19 protein-coding genes are annotated in these 18,895 nt (G+C 50.5%); 12 read left to right on the top strand and 7 right to left on the bottom strand.

Going from position 1 to position 18,895, the window contains the following annotated elements; all coding sequences use genetic code 11:
- Positions 1 to 169 precede the first annotated feature (169 nt).
- The 7 genes from KO116_RS22490 to qatD all read left to right on the top strand — a co-directional run bounded on the left by KO116_RS22490 (position 170) and on the right by qatD (position 7,833).
- Positions 170 to 946, top strand: a complete 777-nt coding sequence (locus tag KO116_RS22490; RefSeq protein ID WP_035557937.1) for a ParA family protein — start codon at positions 170 to 172, stop codon at positions 944 to 946.
- A gap of 1 nt (position 947) precedes the next feature.
- Positions 948 to 2,114, top strand: coding sequence for a ParB/RepB/Spo0J family partition protein (locus KO116_RS22485; protein WP_035557941.1), 1,167 nt, complete (start codon positions 948 to 950; stop codon positions 2,112 to 2,114).
- Positions 2,115 to 2,119: 5 nt separating this feature from the next.
- Positions 2,120 to 2,401, top strand: a complete 282-nt coding sequence (locus KO116_RS22480) for a helix-turn-helix domain-containing protein (protein ID WP_035557944.1) — start codon at positions 2,120 to 2,122, stop codon at positions 2,399 to 2,401.
- A 710-nt stretch (positions 2,402 to 3,111) separates the two neighbouring features.
- On the top strand, positions 3,112 to 4,983 hold the full coding sequence (locus KO116_RS22475; protein WP_045812319.1) for a KAP family P-loop NTPase fold protein: 1,872 nt from the start codon (positions 3,112 to 3,114) through the stop codon (positions 4,981 to 4,983).
- Complete coding sequence (locus KO116_RS22470) at positions 4,983 to 5,813, top strand: hypothetical protein (RefSeq protein WP_045812318.1); 831 nt, start codon at positions 4,983 to 4,985, stop codon at positions 5,811 to 5,813. Before KO116_RS22475 ends, KO116_RS22470 begins: the two co-directional genes overlap by 1 nt.
- On the top strand, positions 5,810 to 7,075 hold the full coding sequence (gene qatC / locus KO116_RS22465) for a Qat anti-phage system QueC-like protein QatC (RefSeq protein WP_035561737.1): 1,266 nt from the start codon (positions 5,810 to 5,812) through the stop codon (positions 7,073 to 7,075). The genes KO116_RS22470 and qatC overlap by 4 nt, the downstream gene beginning before the upstream one ends.
- Positions 7,072 to 7,833: a Qat anti-phage system TatD family nuclease QatD gene (gene qatD / locus KO116_RS22460; protein WP_035561733.1), complete on the top strand. Its 762-nt coding sequence runs from the start codon at positions 7,072 to 7,074 to the stop codon at positions 7,831 to 7,833. Before qatC ends, qatD begins: the two co-directional genes overlap by 4 nt.
- A gap of 574 nt (positions 7,834 to 8,407) precedes the next feature.
- On the opposite strand, the gene KO116_RS22455 is transcribed toward qatD, so the two are convergent.
- Genes KO116_RS22455 through KO116_RS22445 form a run of 3 tightly spaced genes read right to left on the bottom strand, consistent with a single transcriptional unit; the run spans position 8,408 to position 10,042 of the window.
- Positions 8,408 to 9,364 carry a tyrosine-type recombinase/integrase gene (locus KO116_RS22455; protein ID WP_035561730.1) on the bottom strand — a complete coding sequence of 319 codons (957 nt, stop codon included), beginning with the start codon at positions 9,362 to 9,364 and terminating at the stop codon, positions 8,408 to 8,410.
- Positions 9,349 to 9,684, bottom strand: coding sequence for a hypothetical protein (locus KO116_RS22450; RefSeq protein ID WP_035561726.1), 336 nt, complete (start codon positions 9,682 to 9,684; stop codon positions 9,349 to 9,351). The genes KO116_RS22455 and KO116_RS22450 overlap by 16 nt, the downstream gene beginning before the upstream one ends.
- Positions 9,685 to 9,727: 43 nt before the next feature.
- Positions 9,728 to 10,042 carry a hypothetical protein gene (locus tag KO116_RS22445; protein ID WP_052703849.1) on the bottom strand — a complete coding sequence of 105 codons (315 nt, stop codon included), beginning with the start codon at positions 10,040 to 10,042 and terminating at the stop codon, positions 9,728 to 9,730.
- Between the two features lie 404 nt (positions 10,043 to 10,446).
- Here KO116_RS22445 and KO116_RS22440 point away from each other — a divergent pair, with 404 nt between their 5' ends.
- Positions 10,447 to 10,803: a histone-like nucleoid-structuring protein, MvaT/MvaU family gene (locus KO116_RS22440; RefSeq protein ID WP_035561723.1), complete on the top strand. Its 357-nt coding sequence runs from the start codon at positions 10,447 to 10,449 to the stop codon at positions 10,801 to 10,803.
- Between the two features lie 33 nt (positions 10,804 to 10,836).
- The gene (locus KO116_RS22435) at positions 10,837 to 11,868 is read left to right on the top strand and encodes a hypothetical protein (protein WP_035561720.1); all 1,032 of its coding nucleotides are present in this window, start codon (positions 10,837 to 10,839) and stop codon (positions 11,866 to 11,868) included.
- A gap of 1,189 nt (positions 11,869 to 13,057) precedes the next feature.
- Here the strand turns inward: KO116_RS22435 and KO116_RS22430 are convergent.
- Positions 13,058 to 13,612 (bottom strand): JAB domain-containing protein, encoded by a 555-nt coding sequence (locus tag KO116_RS22430; protein WP_035561717.1) that lies wholly within the window; start codon positions 13,610 to 13,612, stop codon positions 13,058 to 13,060.
- 137 nt (positions 13,613 to 13,749) lie between these two features.
- On the opposite strand from KO116_RS22430, the gene KO116_RS24285 reads away from it, so the two are divergent.
- Both KO116_RS24285 and KO116_RS24280 read left to right on the top strand, forming a co-directional pair.
- Entirely contained in the window at positions 13,750 to 14,652 is a 903-nt protein-coding gene (locus KO116_RS24285; RefSeq protein WP_052703848.1) for an ArdC family protein, read from the top strand.
- A 296-nt stretch (positions 14,653 to 14,948) separates the two neighbouring features.
- Positions 14,949 to 15,977 (top strand): DNA-binding protein, encoded by a 1,029-nt coding sequence (locus tag KO116_RS24280; protein WP_052703847.1) that lies wholly within the window; start codon positions 14,949 to 14,951, stop codon positions 15,975 to 15,977.
- 1,047 nt (positions 15,978 to 17,024) lie between these two features.
- Here the strand turns inward: KO116_RS24280 and KO116_RS22410 are convergent.
- From KO116_RS22410 to KO116_RS22405, 3 genes are read right to left on the bottom strand one after another with little or no spacing between them, the layout of a single operon-like run.
- Positions 17,025 to 17,438 (bottom strand): DUF411 domain-containing protein, encoded by a 414-nt coding sequence (locus KO116_RS22410; protein ID WP_035561714.1) that lies wholly within the window; start codon positions 17,436 to 17,438, stop codon positions 17,025 to 17,027.
- Between the two features lie 13 nt (positions 17,439 to 17,451).
- Entirely contained in the window at positions 17,452 to 17,586 is a 135-nt protein-coding gene (locus KO116_RS26140; RefSeq protein ID WP_008957443.1) for a hypothetical protein, read from the bottom strand.
- Positions 17,587 to 17,622: 36 nt separating this feature from the next.
- A complete protein-coding gene (locus KO116_RS22405) occupies positions 17,623 to 18,165 on the bottom strand; it encodes a hypothetical protein (protein ID WP_035561711.1) in 543 nt (180 codons plus the stop codon).
- A gap of 358 nt (positions 18,166 to 18,523) precedes the next feature.
- Between KO116_RS22405 and KO116_RS22400 the strand changes: the two genes are divergently transcribed.
- Positions 18,524 to 18,895 (top strand): copper resistance CopC family protein, encoded by a 372-nt coding sequence (locus tag KO116_RS22400; RefSeq protein WP_035561708.1) that lies wholly within the window; start codon positions 18,524 to 18,526, stop codon positions 18,893 to 18,895.

Below are 18,895 nucleotides of genomic sequence, written 5' to 3'. Positions count from 1 at the left end.
CCTGGCTCCGTCCAGGCGTTTTTATGCGCCATATAGAGCATTTTATACTATTTGCCGTATCAGTTTATGTGGTTTATCATGTTTCGCATGCGTAACTTGGCAAGGATCGCCACTGTTTGCACAAGGACATTTTCAACCTGTCTTTTCCAGGTCGGCTACCGGAAACACCATGACCAAAATAATCAGTTTCTCCAATCAGAAAGGCGGGGTCGGAAAATCGACCATTTGTCTTCAAACAGTCTTCTACCTCGTGGAGGCGGGCTATCGCGTACTAGCAGTTGACTTCGACCCGCAGGGCAACACCTCTAGCCGGTTGAGCCAGAGCGATGAGGCAACCTATACAGGCACTCCCTCAGTCAGGCTGTTCGATGAGAACATGCATGAAATCAAGCCGATGAAATGCGTGCGAGGAATGGATCTGATCTGGACCACCAAGAACGATCCTGAGCTGTCCGAGATTGAGTCCCTACCGCTGAACTGTGTTGTGAACCCGATCACAAACCTGAAGGCTAGCGGCATACTGGACAACTACGATTATGTGCTGGTCGACTGTCCCCCTAGTCTGGGCCGTAAGCTGGTAGCTGCACTCACCATGTCTACCCATGTCATTTGTCCAGTACAAGTGAGCGGATTTGCATTGGATGGCGTAGAGGGTCTGCTGAACACGATCATAAGCGTTCAGGAGGAGCTGAATCCCGAGCTGGAAAATACCGGGATGGTGATCAATAACCTCAAGCGTGGCTTCGAGGAGGACATGATCACACGAGATGAGCTTCGCAAGGCAGTGCCGGATCTGGTCTACAAGTCTGAGATTGGCGTTCGAGGCCAACTCGACGTGGCCAACCTCAACGGCGTACCCGTTTGGAGCATAAAAAAGACATCGGCACGAGAGGCAGGGAAAGAAATCCGTGCAGTGATCGAAGAACTCATGGAAAAGGTGGGCTGACATGGCATTAGGAAAACTAGACAACCTACAGAGCCTTTCACGCCGCTCAAAAGGCGCCAAGGAAGTATTGGTGCTGGATACAGCAGAAGTGGTGCCGAAGGATGGCCAGGTCCGCGAGAAATTCGCCGGCATTGAGGAGCTAGCCGACTCAATTAAGTCGCATGGTCAGGAACAGCCGATCATCGTATCTCCTAAAGATGCCAACGGTAAGTATCGGATTCAGAAAGGTGAGCGTCGTTGGCGTGCCTGTAAACAGGCTGGCGTACCGGTTGAGGCGATCGTCAATAAAAAAGACCAGAACGAGCTGGACGAGACAGCCGGCGAGCTGATCGAGAACATCCAGCGAGAGAACCTGACTCCGATGGAGATTGCCAAGGGGATTCAGAAGTTCATTGATGGTGGATGGAAGGCCGTTGATGTGGCTAAGCGTCTAGGCAAGTCGCGTGGTTACATCTCGCAGCACCTATCGCTGCTCAAGCTCCCGGAATGCGTGCAGAAGCTCTACGAGGAAGATGTCACGTCTGATCCTGAATCGTTGAACTCGCTCAGGCAGATATATCAGATTGCGCCTGAGATAGCAGAACGCATTTGTGGAAAGGCTTTGATAGACGGGATTAGCCGGAAGGCCTGCCGTGAGCTGCTGAAACAGGCGAAGGATGGCACCCTGCCTGAAGATCCTGGAACAGCGCCCATGGAGCCGCAGGTGCCAGCTCTAGGGTCTCAGGAGGACCAACCACCACTGAGCGGATTCGACTCAACCTACTCTGCCGGAGAGTCTGGCAAGGGTGACACTACTGATGACGGCCAGCCTGAAATGCCACCCCTGATTTCCGAGGGAGAGGGCTCCTCTCCTGGTAAGGGGGATGTTGCACAGAAAGAGCCACCGACACCCAAACCGGCCACTGAAACTGAACAACCCCAGCCCAAGAAGGCGGCTGTCGCCGAACTTGAAACACCACCAGAGCCAGTAATGGCAAAGGAGCCCACCCGGGCTCGTATCGTCGTAAGCGTCACCGTGAAGGGTGCACTACGTAGCGGCTTGCTTCAGACTGATCGTATCGATCGTGAGCCTGGCTATTGCTGGGTTCGGCTAGATAATGATGGAAAAGACACACTGAGGGTAAGGGTCTCTGACGTTCAGCTGCTTGGTGTCGAGGGTGAGGACTGACCTCTATGACGAGCCTATCGCGTGACACACAGCGAAAATACGACATCATCCGTGCTATTGACCACATGGATCGCCCAAGCCTTCAGGATATCTCTGAAGCTACGGGTATCCCGGCTGGCACGGTTAAGCGGCAGCTGACTTCGATCCGGGAAGAGTTTAAGGTGAAAATTCTCTTTATTCGTGACCCTAGCTCACCTGAAGGCGCAATGGGCTATTACTCACTCGAAGGCTGGGGTATCTTGGACCCAAACTCCTTTCGAGAGCATTTTGGGGACAGATCCTCCTAGCCAACCGACACCCGGGGAGCATATTGCTCCCCGATTTGTTTCAAACCAGCCCCACCTTTCTGTGTCAGCCAACACGGAGTCATCAGCAGTGACCGAACCGAATAACCCCCACGGAATATTATCAAGCAACCTGCTTCAATTGGTCACGAAGATGTAGTTAAAGAGCTTGCCACTTTGAAGGTCGAGCTGGATAGATACGCACGTAAGACAATCGGGCAACAGTTGCTTAATGACATAGGGGATAATAATCAAGGAACCTGTGCACTACACCCCGATTCATTATTTGCCCTGCTTAAATCGGGAAGATCAAATCGGTAAAGCTTAGTAACCTCGTTATTTTAGGGAGGTTCAGGGAGCGGCTATTAGTTTTTTCTGAGGTTAGAGTGAAGATCTATACCCGGTGTCTTGTACAAAACTTTGTAGAAGTCAACATACTTCCCAAAAAGCGTGTTTTGCGCTCACCGCAGACTCTAGTGGGGTTGGTGCTGTTTTAAGCGATTGATTTAAGTTGAAAAACGCTAGCACGTAGTAATTAGGCGCTTCGGCTTTTCGCCAGGCTCTGGATATAGGCAAGAAGAAACTATCCGAACCCCAGGCTAGAATTTCCTAAGACTTTTTAATGGATATTTTCAGCTTCTCCGGTTACGTTTGATCCCTGGGGGCGAGAAACTTTTTGCCTACTTTGCATCTCGGGAAGCGGATTTTCAGCCATGTGGCATGACAACGAAACAGCAATTGATTACCTGAATTTCGGTGTAGTGGCTGATGCTTGTGCAAGCATGCTGACGCAAGCTAAAGGCGAACCCATTTCCATTGGTGTTTCCGGCGGGTGGGGGGCTGGTAAGTCTTCTTTGGTGAAAATGATTGCAGCTCGATTAGAGGCTCCCTCCGTATCGGCACCTGATGAAGTTAACAAGCCAGGAAATACCTTCGTTGTTCTCACTTTTAATCCATGGCTGTACCAAGACTTTGAATCCGCTCGCAGCGCTCTGCTTCAGATCGTAGGCGATGAGATTGTTAGACTTGCCCAGGAGAATGCAACCATTGCTGATAAGGCTTCTGAGCTATGGCGTCGTATCAATCTCTTAAGGATTGCCCAGCTAAGCGGCGGAGCTGCACTGACGTTGACGACCGGGATTCCAGTTGGTGCACTCGGCAAAACATTTGACACTATCGCCGGTTTCTTCCCCTCGACAGAAAAATCAGGAGAGAAGGAGGTAGATTATGAAGGTATCACAGCGGCGGCTGATGGCTTGCTGAAGCCAAAAGAACCGTTCTCCATGCCAGCGCACATCCAGGCCTTCCGAGATACCTTGGAAGGCCTTCTCGCCGAACTTGAAATCACCTTGGTAATTTTCGTCGACGATCTGGATCGCTGTCTTCCTCAAACCGCAATTTCAACTCTTGAGTCTATTCGCCTGCTGCTTTTCATTCGTCGATGCGCATTTGTCGTTGCGGCCGACAACGATTTCATCAAGTCGGCTGTGAAAGTGCATTTTGATGGGGCTGGAATTTCGAGCGATGTTGCTACCAACTACCTTGATAAGCTTATCCAGGTTCCACTCCACGTTCCGCGGCTTGGTCTCAATGAGGCGAAAGCCTATCTGGTATTACTCCTGCTTGAACGAGAGACTAATGCTGGCACTTTCACTCGGGACCAGTTCGAAAGCGCTCTCAAGCTCATTCCCGAGAGGCTGCGAAACAGCTGGAGAGGCGATACTATCAATCAAGAGTTTCTATACGAACTAGTCGGAACAGACGAAACATTTCGTAGCTTGATGAATCTCGCAGAGGGGCTGGCGTCACTTCTTCATCGTTCATCAGCAGTCAATGCCAACCCTCGGCTTATGAAGCGCTTCCTAAACACGGTTTATCTACGTGAGGCCCTTTCTGCGCCACAGGGGATCAAGCTAGATATAGCAGCATTGGCGAAATGGCACCTTATTGAGCGTTGTGATGAAGCTCTAGCAGAAGCGCTGGCTGGACAGGTGCATTCGGACAATGACGGTCGATTGCAAATCCTTGCTGAAGCAGAGAGTGCTGCTGCAAGCCAAGGACAGTTGCCCGAGCCCTTTAAGGACAACGCCTTCACTCGTCAGTGGCTCCAGTTGCCACCTGCACTCGGTACAGAAGATTTACGTCCACTGCTTCACCTGAGCCGGGACTCGGGTACTCGGGACTTTGGTGATGACAATATGATGCCTGACTCAAGAAAGCTTCGTGATGCTCTGAAGACAGCAACAAGCTCGCATCAGTCTCTCACAGATCTTATGCGAAAGGTCGGGCCGGATCAGACTGAGCTAGCGATGCTTAAGGCATGGCAGAGCTGCAGCACTACGCGTACCTGGAAGCGTAACAACGAAATCTTGATGCTTATTGAATGCTGCAAGGCCTTTCCCGTAATTGGAAAAAAAGCGGCCAGCTTGTTGGAGCAAGCGCCTTTAAAGCAAGTTGGTCCTGGCATCATTCCTACTCTAGGTGCTCAAGCATGGGCGAGTGAGGTTTTGGAGCGCTGGAATGAAACAAACGAACTGACTACGCCTACTAAAAATGCGATTTTGAACCTGAATACGAGGCGCTGATGGGTACATCAACATCCAGTAGTGGTGGCCGTTCAGGCTCTCCTTTTGACCCTGAATGGCTTGCTCCAGATGGAGCGACACCAAGCAACTTTGATGGTGAAACCCAATCTGATTCTGAGCAAGATAATGTCGAGGGAGCGCCTGCCAGTGATTCACAAGCAGGTGAGAATGTTATTGCACCAGATCGTCGCTTTGGTCCTGCACGATCCCAACTGGGCTCTTACCTAAGAAACGGCAGCCGCGACAATCTCCGTGGTGCTACCCAGAGCATGGTGTCAAAAGGAATGGGAGGAGCAAGCCGCGCTGCTTCAACTATGCGTAGCACGGCGAGAGGGGCTGGTGCTCTCGGTCAGTTCCTCGCAGCAGCTCGGGATGGTACGGATCCGCGGGTAACCGACTGGGTGGCGCGTTGTCGGACGGCTAATCTTTCCGCTTCTGACTTGGCGCTTGAGGTCTTAAAAGAGGTCATCTCAGGTTCCGGCAGTATTGACGAAGAATCTTTGCGTGACTCCGGTACTGATGCGCTAGCCAATCTCTACGAGAATCACCCAGATGTCGATATTTTTGATCTGACAGATGCTCAAATTGCTGAGGTGATTGGTCTGACGATCGCTAACCAAATCTGTCAGCTCATCGATATGCAACTCGGGCAAACCTACGAAAAGCTCAAGCATGACCCTGCTCAGATTCAAGAACGTCGAACGGACATAAGGGAATGGGTCTGGGCAGAGGTACGGGTGACCTTGGAGGAGAAAAAAGCCTCATATGCGGACCCTAAGAGTTTGGCGCAGTCAGTCCTTCAATCCGCTTTGCAGGTATTTGCCGAATGAACAAGATTCTGTGCACCACGGCGGAAAGAATCCCGCAGCAGCTGCAAGCAGACGAGAGAGTGTTCTCGTATTTCAAAGGTGCCAAGCGCAATGGTGTTGGCGCCATTGCCAACCGTTGGCATGGAACACTGAAGCGAGTCGGGTTCCGGCCATCACCGGCAGTTTGGGACTTTGTACAGTTTTGTCTTGCAGTCTGTAGTGCTGACTTGGCCAGCCCCAGAAATACCAGTGCAGACGGGTGGACGCGCACGATCCAACTCACTGTAGGGCTTTGTGAACCGCTGCGGTGGTTACCCCTCAAGCAACATCTTGAGGAAATGCTAAAGATTTTGACTGGCGACTACTGGACCCTGATTTTTAATGATGCAGGGGCTAAGCCTCCTCAGGGAGATGGTGACTATCTCCAGAACGACTGCGTTTCTTTGCTATCAGGTGGGCTCGATAGCCTGATTGGGGGCATCAATTTAGTGACTAAACAAAAGCGCCCTTTGTTCGTTTCCCAGCTTGCGCATAAGGACTCGGAGCGGCAGCGACGCTATGCTAAATTGCTGGCAGGCACTGGCTCACATTATCAGTGGAGCCACGGCATAAGTTTCAAAGGTGTACGGGAATCATCGACTCGTGCCCGGTCCTTGGCCTTCTACGCGTTTGCCGTGCTCGCCTCGACGAAGGTTAACCTACCAAAACCTCAGATCTACATTCCTGAAAACGGCTTTATCTGCATTAATCCTCCGTTGGTACCCGGGCGAGTGTCGAGCCTGAGTACACGCACAACTCACCCGCTCTTCATTGGCATGCTCCAGGATGTGCTTGAAGAGCTTGGGATATCTGTGGAGCTGGTATTGCCTTATCGCTTGCAAACCAAAGGCGAGATGATGCGAGATTGCCTCGATCAAGAGAAGTTGAGAGAGTTGGCTTCAGACTCTACAAGCTGCGGGCGCTTCAGGACTTATAATCGGCAGCACTGTGGTCGTTGTGTGCCTTGCCTGATACGTCGCGCTGCGTTCTTGGCCTGGGAACCAGAATCCGATACCACCAACTATCGCTTTTCATCGGTAGTAGGCAGTGATAAGTCCGGCGGCCCCGATGACCCTATGGCTGTAGCTCTGGCTGTGCTTGATGCCAAGCAGAGAGGACTGGATCGATTCCTGGGTGGCACATTGTCCTTTGCTTCGATTGAGGAACGCCCAGACTATCGCCGAGTCCTTCAGCAAGGTCTTGCTGAACTGGAAGCCGTCCTTGTACAGGATCAATTGCTTTGATCGACTTTCATTGTCACGTAGATCTCTATCCCAAAGCTAGAGAAGTGCATACCGAGACACTGCGTCGTAACTTATTCACTTGGCTAGTAACTACGAGCCCGAAAGCCTTCCAGGCAACGAGCTCGGTGCTCGGTCATCACGAGTCAATGTTGGTCAGCCCCGGTCTGCACCCTGAGATCGCTGGTGATCGTTTCCAGGAGTTGGATCTTCTCATAGAGCTGATTGATGGCGCCAATGCTGTCGGTGAGATCGGTTTGGATGGCTCTAAGAGGTATGTCTCTAGCTACCTAAAACAGAAGCAAGTTTTTGCTACTGCCGTGAAGCGATGCCATGACTTGGGTGGGCGTTCGCTCAGTATCCATTCGAGGCAGGCGGTTCCAGACGTGTTAACGCTACTTAGAGAGTTCCCTGACCACGGTACCCCGGTTTTGCATTGGTTCACCGGATCGGTATCGGAGCTTAAAGCCGCCGCTGCGCAAGGTTGTTGGTTCAGCATTGGCCCAGCAGCTTTCAATTCTGCGGCTGGGAAGGCACTGGCAAAAAGACTCCCGAAGGAAAAGGTCGTTCCTGAAAGTGACGGTCCCTTTGCGCAGTTGGATGACCGTCCTGTGATGCCATGGGATTTCGATATCACAGCCAACCTGCTCAGCGAAGCTTGGTCAATGCCAGCGCTAGATGTTCGTTATCAGTTACTCAGCAATGCCAAGGCACTGCTTGAGCAAATGGATTGCACAACGACAGCGGCAAGCCTCATTTAACACACAAGTTGTAGTCACTACCCTTTAGATGACTGGCTGTATAATTGGCGTAGCCTTTTTTTATCGTGTGAGCGAGAGATAGTTGCCTTTAGCCCGCATGGGGTAGTAGTGCAGGCCCCTTTACTAAGGCTCACTTCCGGCTCCATTGCCTAAACAATGAAGTCCCACCTTGGACCTCGAGCCGGCTGGAAGAAGGCATGAGGTCATTCCAATCCCAGAATGCAAATAATTTTTTTTCGGCTATCCGATTAGGGCAAGTAAGCGGCGAAAAATCAGGTTTCCGACTTTATTTGTAGCTGGTAGCTTTGGTGTTAGTTGTCAAAGTTACCAACTTTTCTCTTCGTGATAGCTAGTCACACGCTGATCCCTTCTCCATGAACTAGACGATAGTTTCCTCGCATGGCTACTCAGCGATCAGGTGTCTCCACAAGATGGCTACCATGGGCTGCGTTGCGGTATTGCCGTCCCTTTGCGGTCAGTTCGGCACACTAGGTCATAAAGCTGAATGATATACCGCCATCGGCCAGGCGCTGGATTACATTAGTGACTTCGGATGCGTCCTTAATTTGTAGTTTTATCCTCTTTTTATCGCCTCCTCAAGGCGCCTTTCCGCACTACGGTCATAGCGTTGTGTGGTAACTAGGTTGGTATGGCCTAAAGCGTATTGCACCGTGAGAACGTCAACCCCACGATCCAGCATATTCGTAGCGAAGGTACGGCGAAAGTCGTGCGGTGCGCACTCTTTTATACCCGCCTGAGCAGCCCTTTCTTTAATGATGAAGTACACAGCCTGGTCAGTAATTCGAAGATCAGTAATCACACCATGGCGGCGCACTCTAGGGAACAGAGGCCCGACATCCCGCCCCAACCGGGTTTGCCATTCCGTGACCTTCTGGAACGTTTCATTGGGCAGAAAGACGAGGCGTTCCTTGTTCCCTTTGCCCAAAATCCTGATCGATTGGCGGCTGCGGTCTATCATCTCGATGTCTATGGATACACTCTCTGATCGACGCAGCCCGGTGTTGACCAGTAAGTGGAGTAGCACGGAATCACGCTCCCCTTTGGGGGTCTCGTCTGTTTCGCATGCGTAACAAAGGGCCTGGATCGCCACATCATCTAAGTGTACGCCCTTAGGCAACCTCGAGCCCCTGACAGACTTGAGATCACTGATCTGATGATGGCTTTCACTGTCCATACGGCCAGCCACCCAGGCCTCACGCGCTACGCCTTTCATGGCAGATAACACTGTATTGATGGTCGCTGGTGCCTTACCCAGCTCACTCATCATTTCGATGATCGAGCGTACATGCTCGCGTCGAATCAGATGCCAAGGGCAACTCTTAATGTCATGACCACCGCTCAGGAGGGCAACTTGCTGGAGGTGCGATCGCATCGTGACCCGGCTTCTGCGAGAATCGAGCCCCATGAGATAGGAGAGCGCAGGGTTTCCTTTCGCCTCTGCCAAGCTATTCGATGCTATAGCAAGGTACCCAGTGCCGGACGGAGGAATAATCGTCAGTGAATCAGCCATTCCTGGCACTCCCTTCCTTCTAAACTGGCAACGTGCTGCTGCAAATAATCAGCCTGGTCAGCAGAACACGCAATAATATCGAGCAAATCGCCGCCTGCATGCAACAGTTCGTGAAAATCTGATGAGCATGGTGACGACTCGACGTAGACTCGCTGGCGACGCAGCCCGCACGTGAGCGTTAAGCTCAAGTGCTCAAGAACTGCATCGGCGTCCTCTATGATGCTAACAATATCGCCCGTATCGCGGACGATGACCATGAAGTCGTTGGTAGTGATAACCACATATCCTGCTCGAGGTGGCATAATCAAGTGATCAAACATCCAATTGCTCTCTTATGGTTGTGATTCTTTCCCTTAGTCTGGGCTAGTATCGGCCTTGCGACTGAGCCGCTTCCTGGCACCAATAGGCGAAGACTTCTTCCAGATGATCGATACATGGTGAGAACCCCTTGAACTCCCCAGCTTCGACGTGCAACACAGTGAACCAGCAGCCCGAATCCCGGCAAAAGATCCGTCGCTTGCCGAGACCACCTAAATCAGCTGCGATTCGATTAATGGCCCGCTGAGCATCATTGGTAACCGATCGTGGACCATCCTGGCCTATGATCAGTACGAGGGTATCCGTGGCGACCACAATTTTGTAGATTGCTTCCAAATCATTCAGCACAGCCTTATTCATGTGATTCTCATACAGCTTACTAGGGTTCACTGCCCTTCTCTACTTTCTTAAATAACTATTTTAATAAGTAGAGAACCTAAGCGCCAGCACTACGGCCTTTTTAACTGTGTACACAGGATCACTCAAAAACGGAAAATATCACCCTAAGTTATTGTTCTATATTCTATTTCTCAAGGTAAAAGCCATTTCCTGAAAGCCTGTACGCAAAATCTAGGCTTTTGGCAGGGCCATCACCCGTAGATTTTGCGAAATAAGGGTATTTTTTAATGGAAAAACACATCCTTGGAGAGATATTTTTGCGCTAGCTTTTAGACCACTGCCAACGGTCTCATATCGTTGACATACAGCCGAGTTAGCTACAAAATGTGCTTTGCACACTTTCACATTGCCTTGTCTGGAAACACATGCCTATATTGCGTGAATACCAACAGCTGCAGGAGCAATCGAAGTCTCTTCGAGAACAACTTATATCGTTTGAGAATCGAGAAGATTTCAAGCGTGAAAGTGCTTTTTTTAACCGCTTAAAAACGTTAATGGCTGATTATAATGAATCGGCCCTGGACGTTATTAAATTGGTTAATACTGAAAAAAGCGTCAGCGAGTCTCCGGCTATACGTAAGAAGCGAATGATAAAGGAATATCGCAATCCTTATGAAAGGGAGATTGTCGAAACAAGAGGTGGCAATCATAAAACCCTGAGGGCTTGGAAGGATCAGTACGGTGCCGAGGTCGTTGATTCTTGGCTTGTCGAAGAGAAATAGCAGGTTATTACTGTAGGCTGACAGAGGTTAGATATGGCCAGCGATAGCAATAAAGACAAGGACATACAAGCAGTTGCGGTTAATAAGCCGCCTCAGCTTGACCTATTCAGCCTGAGCGATAGCCGGGACAGAAATTATAGTAATAGCATCGACATTTACGATGCATTGCCTAAATATTCTCTGGAGAAGCGTCGTCGATTCACAGACCTTAACAGCGCGGTAAGAGAGCGCGAGTGCCGTATAGGCGACCGCGTTATAAAGGTTAAAGTTAAGCCAGCTATTATCGAGAATAGTAAAGGCAAACATGAGCTAGTTTATCCTGGTGAGCGTGAAGAGATTATAGAAGACGCTTTAAGAAAACTGGCTGTTAATGGCGGAAGCGTCATGATCGATGGTAAAGTTGGTGTTCTTTTTACTTTCTACGAGTTGCGTGCTGAGTTACGCCGGAACAAACATGAGTTCAAACTCAGCGAGATAAAGGAGGCGATACTTGTATGCCGTGGCGCACAGCTTGAAACGGTCACCAATGATAATGAAACTGTTATTTCCTCAAGCTTTTTTCCTATGGTCGGCCTAACCACGCGAAAAGATATTCAGATGCGTGAAGGCGATACTAAATGCTATGTACAGTTTAACCCTTTAGTAACTGAGAGCATTCTTAAACAAACTTTCCGTTTATATGACTATAGCACTTCGATGTCGATTAAGAGCCCTCTTGCCCGGTACATGCATAAGCGAATGAGTCACTACTGGAGCCAGGCATCAGCCAACGATCCCTATACGCCTCGTCTTATTCCTTACCTGTCAGGTAGCCCTCGCGGGCTTTCTGATCGCATGGGCAGTAATGTTCGGGCTATGAAAATTGCCCTAGACGTACTCGTTGAGCATGAGGTTATAGCTAGTTATAAAGCGAAGAGAATAACGGAAGGGAAAAAACTTGTTGATATTTACTACACAATCTTTCCTACAGATAAATTTGTCAAAACTGTTAAAAGAGCAAATTACAAAAGTAACTCAATACGGTTAAAGAAAGACTTACATACTATTAGCGAAACATCACTTTAAAATAATATTATCTTATTTCCTTTTGTGAAGTCTGGATCATTGAATGCATTTAGATGGCCTTTACTGCTTAGGGGGATAATGTACACACGGGCAACTCGTCGCCCTTCAAACCCCAGCCAGCCAGGATCGTAATTAACGGGCTGTGCTGCAGGAACCATTGAGGCGCGCATTGCAGTCCAAGCGTGTGCCATCATTGGGGGGAATGTTGCACAGATAGCCGATTCCAGACCCTCTCGATCACCTTGCTCAATAGGGGGAATGTTGCACAGATAGATGCTTCCAGACCTCCTTAATCACCGCGCCAATGACCGTAGCCAACGTCCAGTCACCCTTGTAAGCAGACTGCTATCACAGTAGGCATTCAAGAGTGTAGCTCACAGAACGTAGGTGGGAACGTTGCACCATCAGCCCCCGCGACAGGTCTTTAAAGCACGGCCAGCGTGCTCAAAAGTGTCATTCCTCCCTGGCAGGGGATTGTCGATCAGTAACAATTTGACAACAAAGAAGGTAAGGCACTATATTAAGCAGCTTCAAATGATAACGGTATAAAAGTGCTCTGATAGCTATCAACGTATCCACATTTACTGTGGGTAAGCCTGTGGAAAAGTAGCGTTTTATAGGTGGGAATGTTGCATCGTTTCGGTGGGGATACTGCACAGGTTATTTTCTGACCAGCAATTTAGCCCTCTATAGTAGGTGGGTATATTGCACAGGAGATGCAGAGCGAATCGAATCGATCCTGTCAACCTATCATGCCTTAAATCTTGCAGGTGGGAATGTTGCACAGATGGTGCCTAAATGAGCCAAAATGTGGACAAAAAGACGTTTTCTGTGGACATCAGGAGGATAACTTTGAGCCCCAGGTGGGGATGTTGCACAGCAAGCGGTGGGAATGTTGCATAGCAAGCGGTGGGGACGTTGCATCGGTTTTTGAAAGATAATGCATACTTTTCAGTGGTTTGATGCTTCTTTACTCGCTCGTAACCCTGTTTTAACCCAGCCTTAACCCTTTAACCTTTTTATATTAACCAGCCTTTCCTAACACCCCCCAAGCCACCGAGTTTCTTTGTGGGCCGTTAGAAGAGCAGTATCAACATCACAGCAGGTTTAACAATTAAAGGATAGCCCATAAAAAAGCCTCACCAGCTGGAATGCTGGTGAGGCCATGAAAACGGCATAACCGTTGAAGTTATATCAGCCCCCTCTCTGCAAAGCTGACATGCTCGGTGCCAGCCACAATAATGTGGTCTATCACCTTTACGTCGATCACATCCAAAGCCTCTTGTAGCTTCTTCGTAATCTGACGATCAGCATCACTCTCTTGAGGACTACCGCTAGGATGGTTGTGACACAACAATACGGCGGAAGCATTCGTTTCAATCGCACTTCTAACCACTTCCCTAGGATAGACAGCCGCCTTATCCACGGTGCCTCTAAAAAGCTCCTCATGCTTGATGACTTGATGTTGCGAGTTCAGCCACGTCACTGAGAACACTTCGTAAGGCAGTTCCGCATACTTGAGCGTCAGATAATCAACCGCTATCCAAGGAGCCGTTATCTTTGCACCCTCACTCTCAAGCTGACCATAGAACCGTGCTTCGATGATGTTCAGTGCCTCTGAGATAACAGCATCTTCACTCTCTTTACGCTGCTCTGCGGTCTCTACGGTTCCCTTTCCAGGGAAACTATAAACTTTGGCCGCCTCACTAACTGCGAACATATCCAACTGGTTGGTGTGCTTCATCATTCTCTCCTCTCTCATTCCCGCTGCCGGGTCTCGATTAGAGTTAGGGGAAGCACTGACCCCCCACCGGCTGTCACCTAGCGCCCTATCCCTTCTTGAGACCTGCACTACTGCAGGAATGAGAGAGGAGATAGATCATGAGCAAACGTGCAATCGATGGTATCCGCGAAGCACTCATACAAGGTTTGATGGAAGGCACAGCCCCCTGGCAGAAGCCTTGGAAACCAGGCGACAAAGATGTGAGCCAGCCCTATAACGCCTCTTCAGGGCGTTCTTACACTGGCTGGTCAAATATCATCAGTCTCTGGATTGCTTCAGATAAAAACGGCTACACCAGCCCTGCCTGGGTGACTTTCAAGCAAGCGAAGGATCTCTGCACTCACCCCCGCAAGGGCGAAAAGGCCACTCCCGTGGAATTTTGGAAATTCCACAAAAAGCGCGAGAAGAAGGAGAACGGCACAACGGAGGAGAAAATCATCCCCGTGAACCGTATCTTTTATGTGTTTAACGAGGAGCAGCTGGCGGACCCATTGACAGAGGCTGCAAAGCCACCTGTCTTAGAAGCTCAACCTGAGCCCGTGCAGTTCGTTGCACGGCTGATTGAAGCATCGGGCATCCCTTTAAGCTGGGGCGGTGACAAGGCCTACTACAGGCCCTCTACGGATGGCATACGCCTGCCCCGTCCTGAACAGTTCCATGAGGTTAGTGAAATTGCGGCCACCGGCCTGCATGAGCTGATCCATGCTACTGGTGCTCCCTCGCGCCTCAACCGGGACAAGAGCGATCGCGCTCGAGAGGAAGTAGTGGCAGAAGCTGGCGCCTGGCTTGCAGCCATGCGCTTTGGTCTCCCTGCTACCCCCGAAAACTCGGCGTCCTACCTCACTGGATGGGCTTCACGGCTCAAAGGTGACCAGGCCAAAGAGATCGACCGTGCTCTGGCTGATGCGCAGAAGGCGGTCAACTTCATCGAGCAAATGGCACAACAGTGCGGTTTGATCGACGGAGAAGAAGACTCAACTGCAGCAACCGCGGCAGCTTGATTTTTTTCTTTACCATTCAACAGCCTCCCCCTCGGGAGGCTTTTTTTTGTGTTTAGTCACTGCGGTGGGGATGTTGCACCGATCCCGCAACAGCTATGGCTTTCAACATTGGCACGATCTTTCCCAATAGATTTCCTGCACTGGTTGCATTCTTAGGTGGGAATGTTGCACAGCAGATCATCTAGTAGGCTGCGCTAGCATTATTTTTAGGGTTAGCGAAGCTGTTGACTATATTGTATGTATGTATCTTATGTATAATACATACATACAATACATACACTAGGAGATAGCCCGGCATGACTATTAAGCCGGAAATACGGCAACGCATCATTGATGCTGCCGAGAAGCTGGTATCCGAAGGCATCGACAGGCCCACCAATGAACAGGTGCGCGAATGCCTGGGTGGTGGCTCCCTGTCGCATATTTCCCCGGTCATGCGTGAGTGGCGCGATAGCCTAAAAGACAATGCCATCGCTGTGCGAGAAATGCCGAATGAGATCCGCACTGTCTTGGAGCGGGTTGGAGCTGAACTATGGCGCTCCGCTAGCCAGCACGCTGATGAAGAAGTCGAGAAGATACGCGCAGAGTCCGAACAGCGCGAGAAAGCTGCCAACGAAGAGCGAGATGAGGCGCTACGCGAGATTGAGCGACTAGAGGCCAGCATCGCAACCTTGCGTGAACACGGCCATCAGGATGGGCAGCGCATTGAGCAGCAGACGGAGGAGATCCATACGCTTGTGACGGAGAATGCCACCGCAAGGCAGCGGGCAGCGGATGCTATGGGACGAGTTACCGATTTACAAGACCAGCTCTCCCGCCAGAATCAGCAATTGGAAACCATGCGTGTTGAAGCGCAACGGCAACAAACGTTGGTCGACCACTTGCGAGACGAGAAAGCCGATAGCAGCGCCCGGTTGGCCACAATTGAAAGCGAGCTTAAAGCCGCTACACGGGAACTGGAAACCTCTAGTAAACGTGAATTGCAGCTCCAGAAAACGCTCGAGGCCGTCAACGAAGACCTCTCTTCTCTTCAGCAGGAACATGCCAGCCTACGTGCGGAGAATGCCTCTGTTATGAGGCGCAGCGGTGAGCTGCAGGACGAGAACGCAACGCTTCGTACCGATCTCGACAAGATCAAGACATCTTCCAGCGACGCCCGTAGCGAGCTGAAGACAGCGACTAAGCGGATTGAGGAGTTGGCAAATATTCAGGAAGAGCACTCAGAAACCCGGACACAGCTGGCAATCGCTTTATCCCGCGAAGAGGATCTGCGCAAGCAGTTAGCTGACCATCAGAAACGGCTAAAATCAAACAAAAAAGACTAGGGACCAAAGGCAGAGTGATGAGGTACAGGTCAGCCAGGTTACTGACCGGGCTCATGCTGATAATGGCACCAACCGTGGCCACTGCTGATATTATCATAGGCACCTGGTACGTGCGCCAGCTTGGCTGATTACCGATTGCCAAAGTGATACACCCTGGTAGAAGCGCAGAATGGATTCTTCTCCAGCACGAGCAAGTTCAAACCCAAATTACACCGGCTTTCCAATCCTTATATCTAGGGAGGGAAAGATTACTGAGGAAGCCCTGGACATTTGTATAGCGCATCTGATCAAGCGTGGCAGGGTTCAATCCAGGAAGTCGTGGATAACATGCCGGAAAGCGTTGTATCAGTTCTTTGGCTGGTGTGAGGTGAATGCTATTGACTGGCGTGATGTGGGCAATGACCGAGAAACTACGGTATTCGCGGAGTTCCGGGGCTGGAACCTAAGCCCCGAGGGCGGTGCCTTGCCGCAGCAACGGTGAATGCCCGGCTACGACTTCTTTGCGCATTCTATCGGTATGGCACCAAGTGTGGTTGGGTGATGACTGTTCCGTATGCCATGAAAACGGTAATGGTTAGGCAACCTACAGGCCTCCTCGCTCACGTCGGTGCGAGTGGAGGAAGACGTACGACCGCAGATGTCACGCTGAAGACGCCACGAACCGTAATTTGGGTGCTAAGCAAGCATCAATCGATTGATCTCCTGAGTGCCATCACCAATCCCACGCATACGCTGTACTCAATGATGCAATCCAAGGCTCAGACCTATGCCTTGCTCTACGTGCGCGACCGACTGGGCCATGCCTCGGTCGCAACTACTGAGAAATACTTGCACTGTCTCTAATTTTAATTAGTTTGATAGACGCAAATAATAGGCTGCTTTTGGCCGAGGCTATGTGAAAACTCTCGAGCCGTAAACAACATGGTTGACGTAAGCGAAATCGGTAGAATTTTTATAAATGAAAAGCTTTAGAGTCAGCGAAAGAGCACCGCAACCAACAGGCCAGCTTTGATCACTCAATTAAAGGGTCATAAACTGCTCATCTTCCTAGTCTGTAAACGCGTAGACATCGTAAGGACCGTCTTGTGGCCCTGGCATACCTGGCGTACCAATCGGCATACCTGCTAAACCAATTCCATCTATTTTAGGCTGTTGCTCAAACAGCGCCTGCACGGCTTCCATTGGAACGTGGCCTTCGATCCAATACTCGCCCATCTCAATGGTATGGCATGAACCCAGGCCATAGGGCACGCCTGCCTGCTGCTTAATATCACCCAGCTCTACATCGTCAATAATCGTCACTTCTACGCCGAGCTCTTCAAGATGGCGTGCATAAGCGTCACAGCAGCCGCACTGGGGGTTTTTATACAATGTTGCCTCTGGCGGTAACGCCGCCTGGGCGGAGACCGCCCCAAGCAGCATGGAACCAGAGAGTAAAAGCTTGGTGCTCATATGTTGCATTATTTTCAACTCCTTAGCGTGAACGACTGAAGAGGTACTTGGCCAGCGAAGCGATCGCCAAGCCAATTAATAACAGCATGGCCAGGGGCATCAACCAGCCTAGCCACCCCATTGACCCCATAAAAGCAAAACATTCCGCGTTCATCATGCCATCACTCCTAAAAAAAGAGGCAATCGCCAAGGCTTATTGCGGGCCATGGTGGCTGGGCATGCTTCCACTCATCTGTTCACGCTGCTCGTCGGTTAGTAAGTCCTGCATCTGGTTATGCATGCGCACGTTATCAGCCATCATATCGCCATGAAGGCTGGCCATTTGAGCATGCAGCGTCTTTACTTTCCATTGTTCAGGGCGTTCAGTCTGCATGATTTGCATCATGTCGTCGCGCAGGTTCATCAATTCGCCCATCCGCTCAAGCTGGGCCGCGCGGTGTTCTTGGCGCATCTCACGCATGGTACTCATCTGCTGCTCGTCGAGCATACCGCCCATGCTCCCCATGCCTCCCATCATTGGACAAGGCATCATCCCGCTTTGCCCTCCCATCATCATTCCTGGGTACATGTCTTCTTGACTGCCCATCATCATGCCCGAACCCATACCGACTTGGCCGTCCATCATATTGCCCTGACCTTGGGCGCCTTGGCTCATACCTTGAGCGAAAATGGCGCTGCTGGGGACACTGAGGCTTGCAGCCAGACCAATGGCAAAGATCATCTTGTGCTTAACCATGATATTTCCTCTTATCATGTTGCTGGTCGAGACATCGCCTTATCCATTAAAAATGGAAGAAGGCGGAGTTAGCTTTCGTTATAAACCTACAACCTATAGGTGGCCCAAAGGTAAAGGAGAAACCGATCCCAATACCTAAGTGTTGTCACAGATCATTTTTTCCGCCATTTTCAGCCCTGTTTCAGGTTGGCACGTTATAACACCGACTCATTTCCATGAAGAAAAGCACGACGCCATGCGCCTTGTTCGCCAAACAGGGCAGATGAACGATGTAAGAAGGCTCAGCCGAATCAGTTTTAGCGCCTCCGCGATGAAGTAACGGCATCCATTCAACCCTAAAAATATATAAGGATACGGTATGCAAAAGAAGACGAGTTCGCTCCCTATCATTCACGCTACCTTAGCAACGCTGTTGCTGTCGCTAGCAATCCCAGTGCTGGCCCATGAAGGGGGCGCAAGCACTTCACCTAAGGATGGCGTGACCATTCAGGATTCCCCAGCAGAGATTGGCATTGAGTTTGGTGGCATGATGCGTATCACCCAGTTTGAAGTGACAGGCCCGGACGGCTCTGTTCCTCTTGATGGTCAGCCAGGCAGTGAACAGGTCGAACGCTACTTCGTAAAACCAGGTGAAATTCTTTCGGCTGGGGACTACCAGGTACGCTGGCGCGGCCTATCGGATGACGGGCACATGATGACCGACGGTTTTAACTTCTCGGTCGAGCCCTGA

It is taken from the genome of Halomonas sp. KO116, assembly GCF_000734975.2.
GTDB lineage: Bacteria > Pseudomonadota > Gammaproteobacteria > Pseudomonadales > Halomonadaceae > Vreelandella > Vreelandella glaciei.
This window is presented reverse-complemented; position numbering and strand designations above follow the sequence as displayed.

Excerpts from the sequence above, each read along its gene's own strand:
- KO116_RS22450 (WP_035561726.1), bottom strand. The coding sequence starts at position 9,684 with ATGTTTGATCACTTGATTATGCCACCTCGAGCAGGATATGTGGTTATC.
- KO116_RS22445 (WP_052703849.1), bottom strand. The coding sequence starts at position 10,042 with ATGAATAAGGCTGTGCTGAATGATTTGGAAGCAATCTACAAAATTGTG.
- KO116_RS22475 (WP_045812319.1), top strand. The coding sequence starts at position 3,112 with ATGTGGCATGACAACGAAACAGCAATTGATTACCTGAATTTCGGTGTA.
- KO116_RS22485 (WP_035557941.1), top strand. The coding sequence starts at position 948 with ATGGCATTAGGAAAACTAGACAACCTACAGAGCCTTTCACGCCGCTCA.
- KO116_RS22440 (WP_035561723.1), top strand. The coding sequence starts at position 10,447 with ATGCCTATATTGCGTGAATACCAACAGCTGCAGGAGCAATCGAAGTCT.
- KO116_RS22490 (WP_035557937.1), top strand. The coding sequence starts at position 170 with ATGACCAAAATAATCAGTTTCTCCAATCAGAAAGGCGGGGTCGGAAAA.
- qatC (WP_035561737.1), top strand. The coding sequence starts at position 5,810 with ATGAACAAGATTCTGTGCACCACGGCGGAAAGAATCCCGCAGCAGCTG.
- KO116_RS22435 (WP_035561720.1), top strand. The coding sequence starts at position 10,837 with ATGGCCAGCGATAGCAATAAAGACAAGGACATACAAGCAGTTGCGGTT.
- KO116_RS22470 (WP_045812318.1), top strand. The coding sequence starts at position 4,983 with ATGGGTACATCAACATCCAGTAGTGGTGGCCGTTCAGGCTCTCCTTTT.
- KO116_RS24280 (WP_052703847.1), top strand. The coding sequence starts at position 14,949 with ATGACTATTAAGCCGGAAATACGGCAACGCATCATTGATGCTGCCGAG.
- KO116_RS22430 (WP_035561717.1), bottom strand. The coding sequence starts at position 13,612 with ATGAAGCACACCAACCAGTTGGATATGTTCGCAGTTAGTGAGGCGGCC.
- KO116_RS22405 (WP_035561711.1), bottom strand. The coding sequence starts at position 18,165 with ATGGTTAAGCACAAGATGATCTTTGCCATTGGTCTGGCTGCAAGCCTC.
- KO116_RS22400 (WP_035561708.1), top strand. The coding sequence starts at position 18,524 with ATGCAAAAGAAGACGAGTTCGCTCCCTATCATTCACGCTACCTTAGCA.
- KO116_RS22410 (WP_035561714.1), bottom strand. The coding sequence starts at position 17,438 with ATGCAACATATGAGCACCAAGCTTTTACTCTCTGGTTCCATGCTGCTT.
- KO116_RS24285 (WP_052703848.1), top strand. The coding sequence starts at position 13,750 with ATGAGCAAACGTGCAATCGATGGTATCCGCGAAGCACTCATACAAGGT.
- KO116_RS22480 (WP_035557944.1), top strand. The coding sequence starts at position 2,120 with ATGACGAGCCTATCGCGTGACACACAGCGAAAATACGACATCATCCGT.
- KO116_RS22455 (WP_035561730.1), bottom strand. The coding sequence starts at position 9,364 with ATGGCTGATTCACTGACGATTATTCCTCCGTCCGGCACTGGGTACCTT.
- KO116_RS26140 (WP_008957443.1), bottom strand. The coding sequence starts at position 17,586 with ATGATGAACGCGGAATGTTTTGCTTTTATGGGGTCAATGGGGTGGCTA.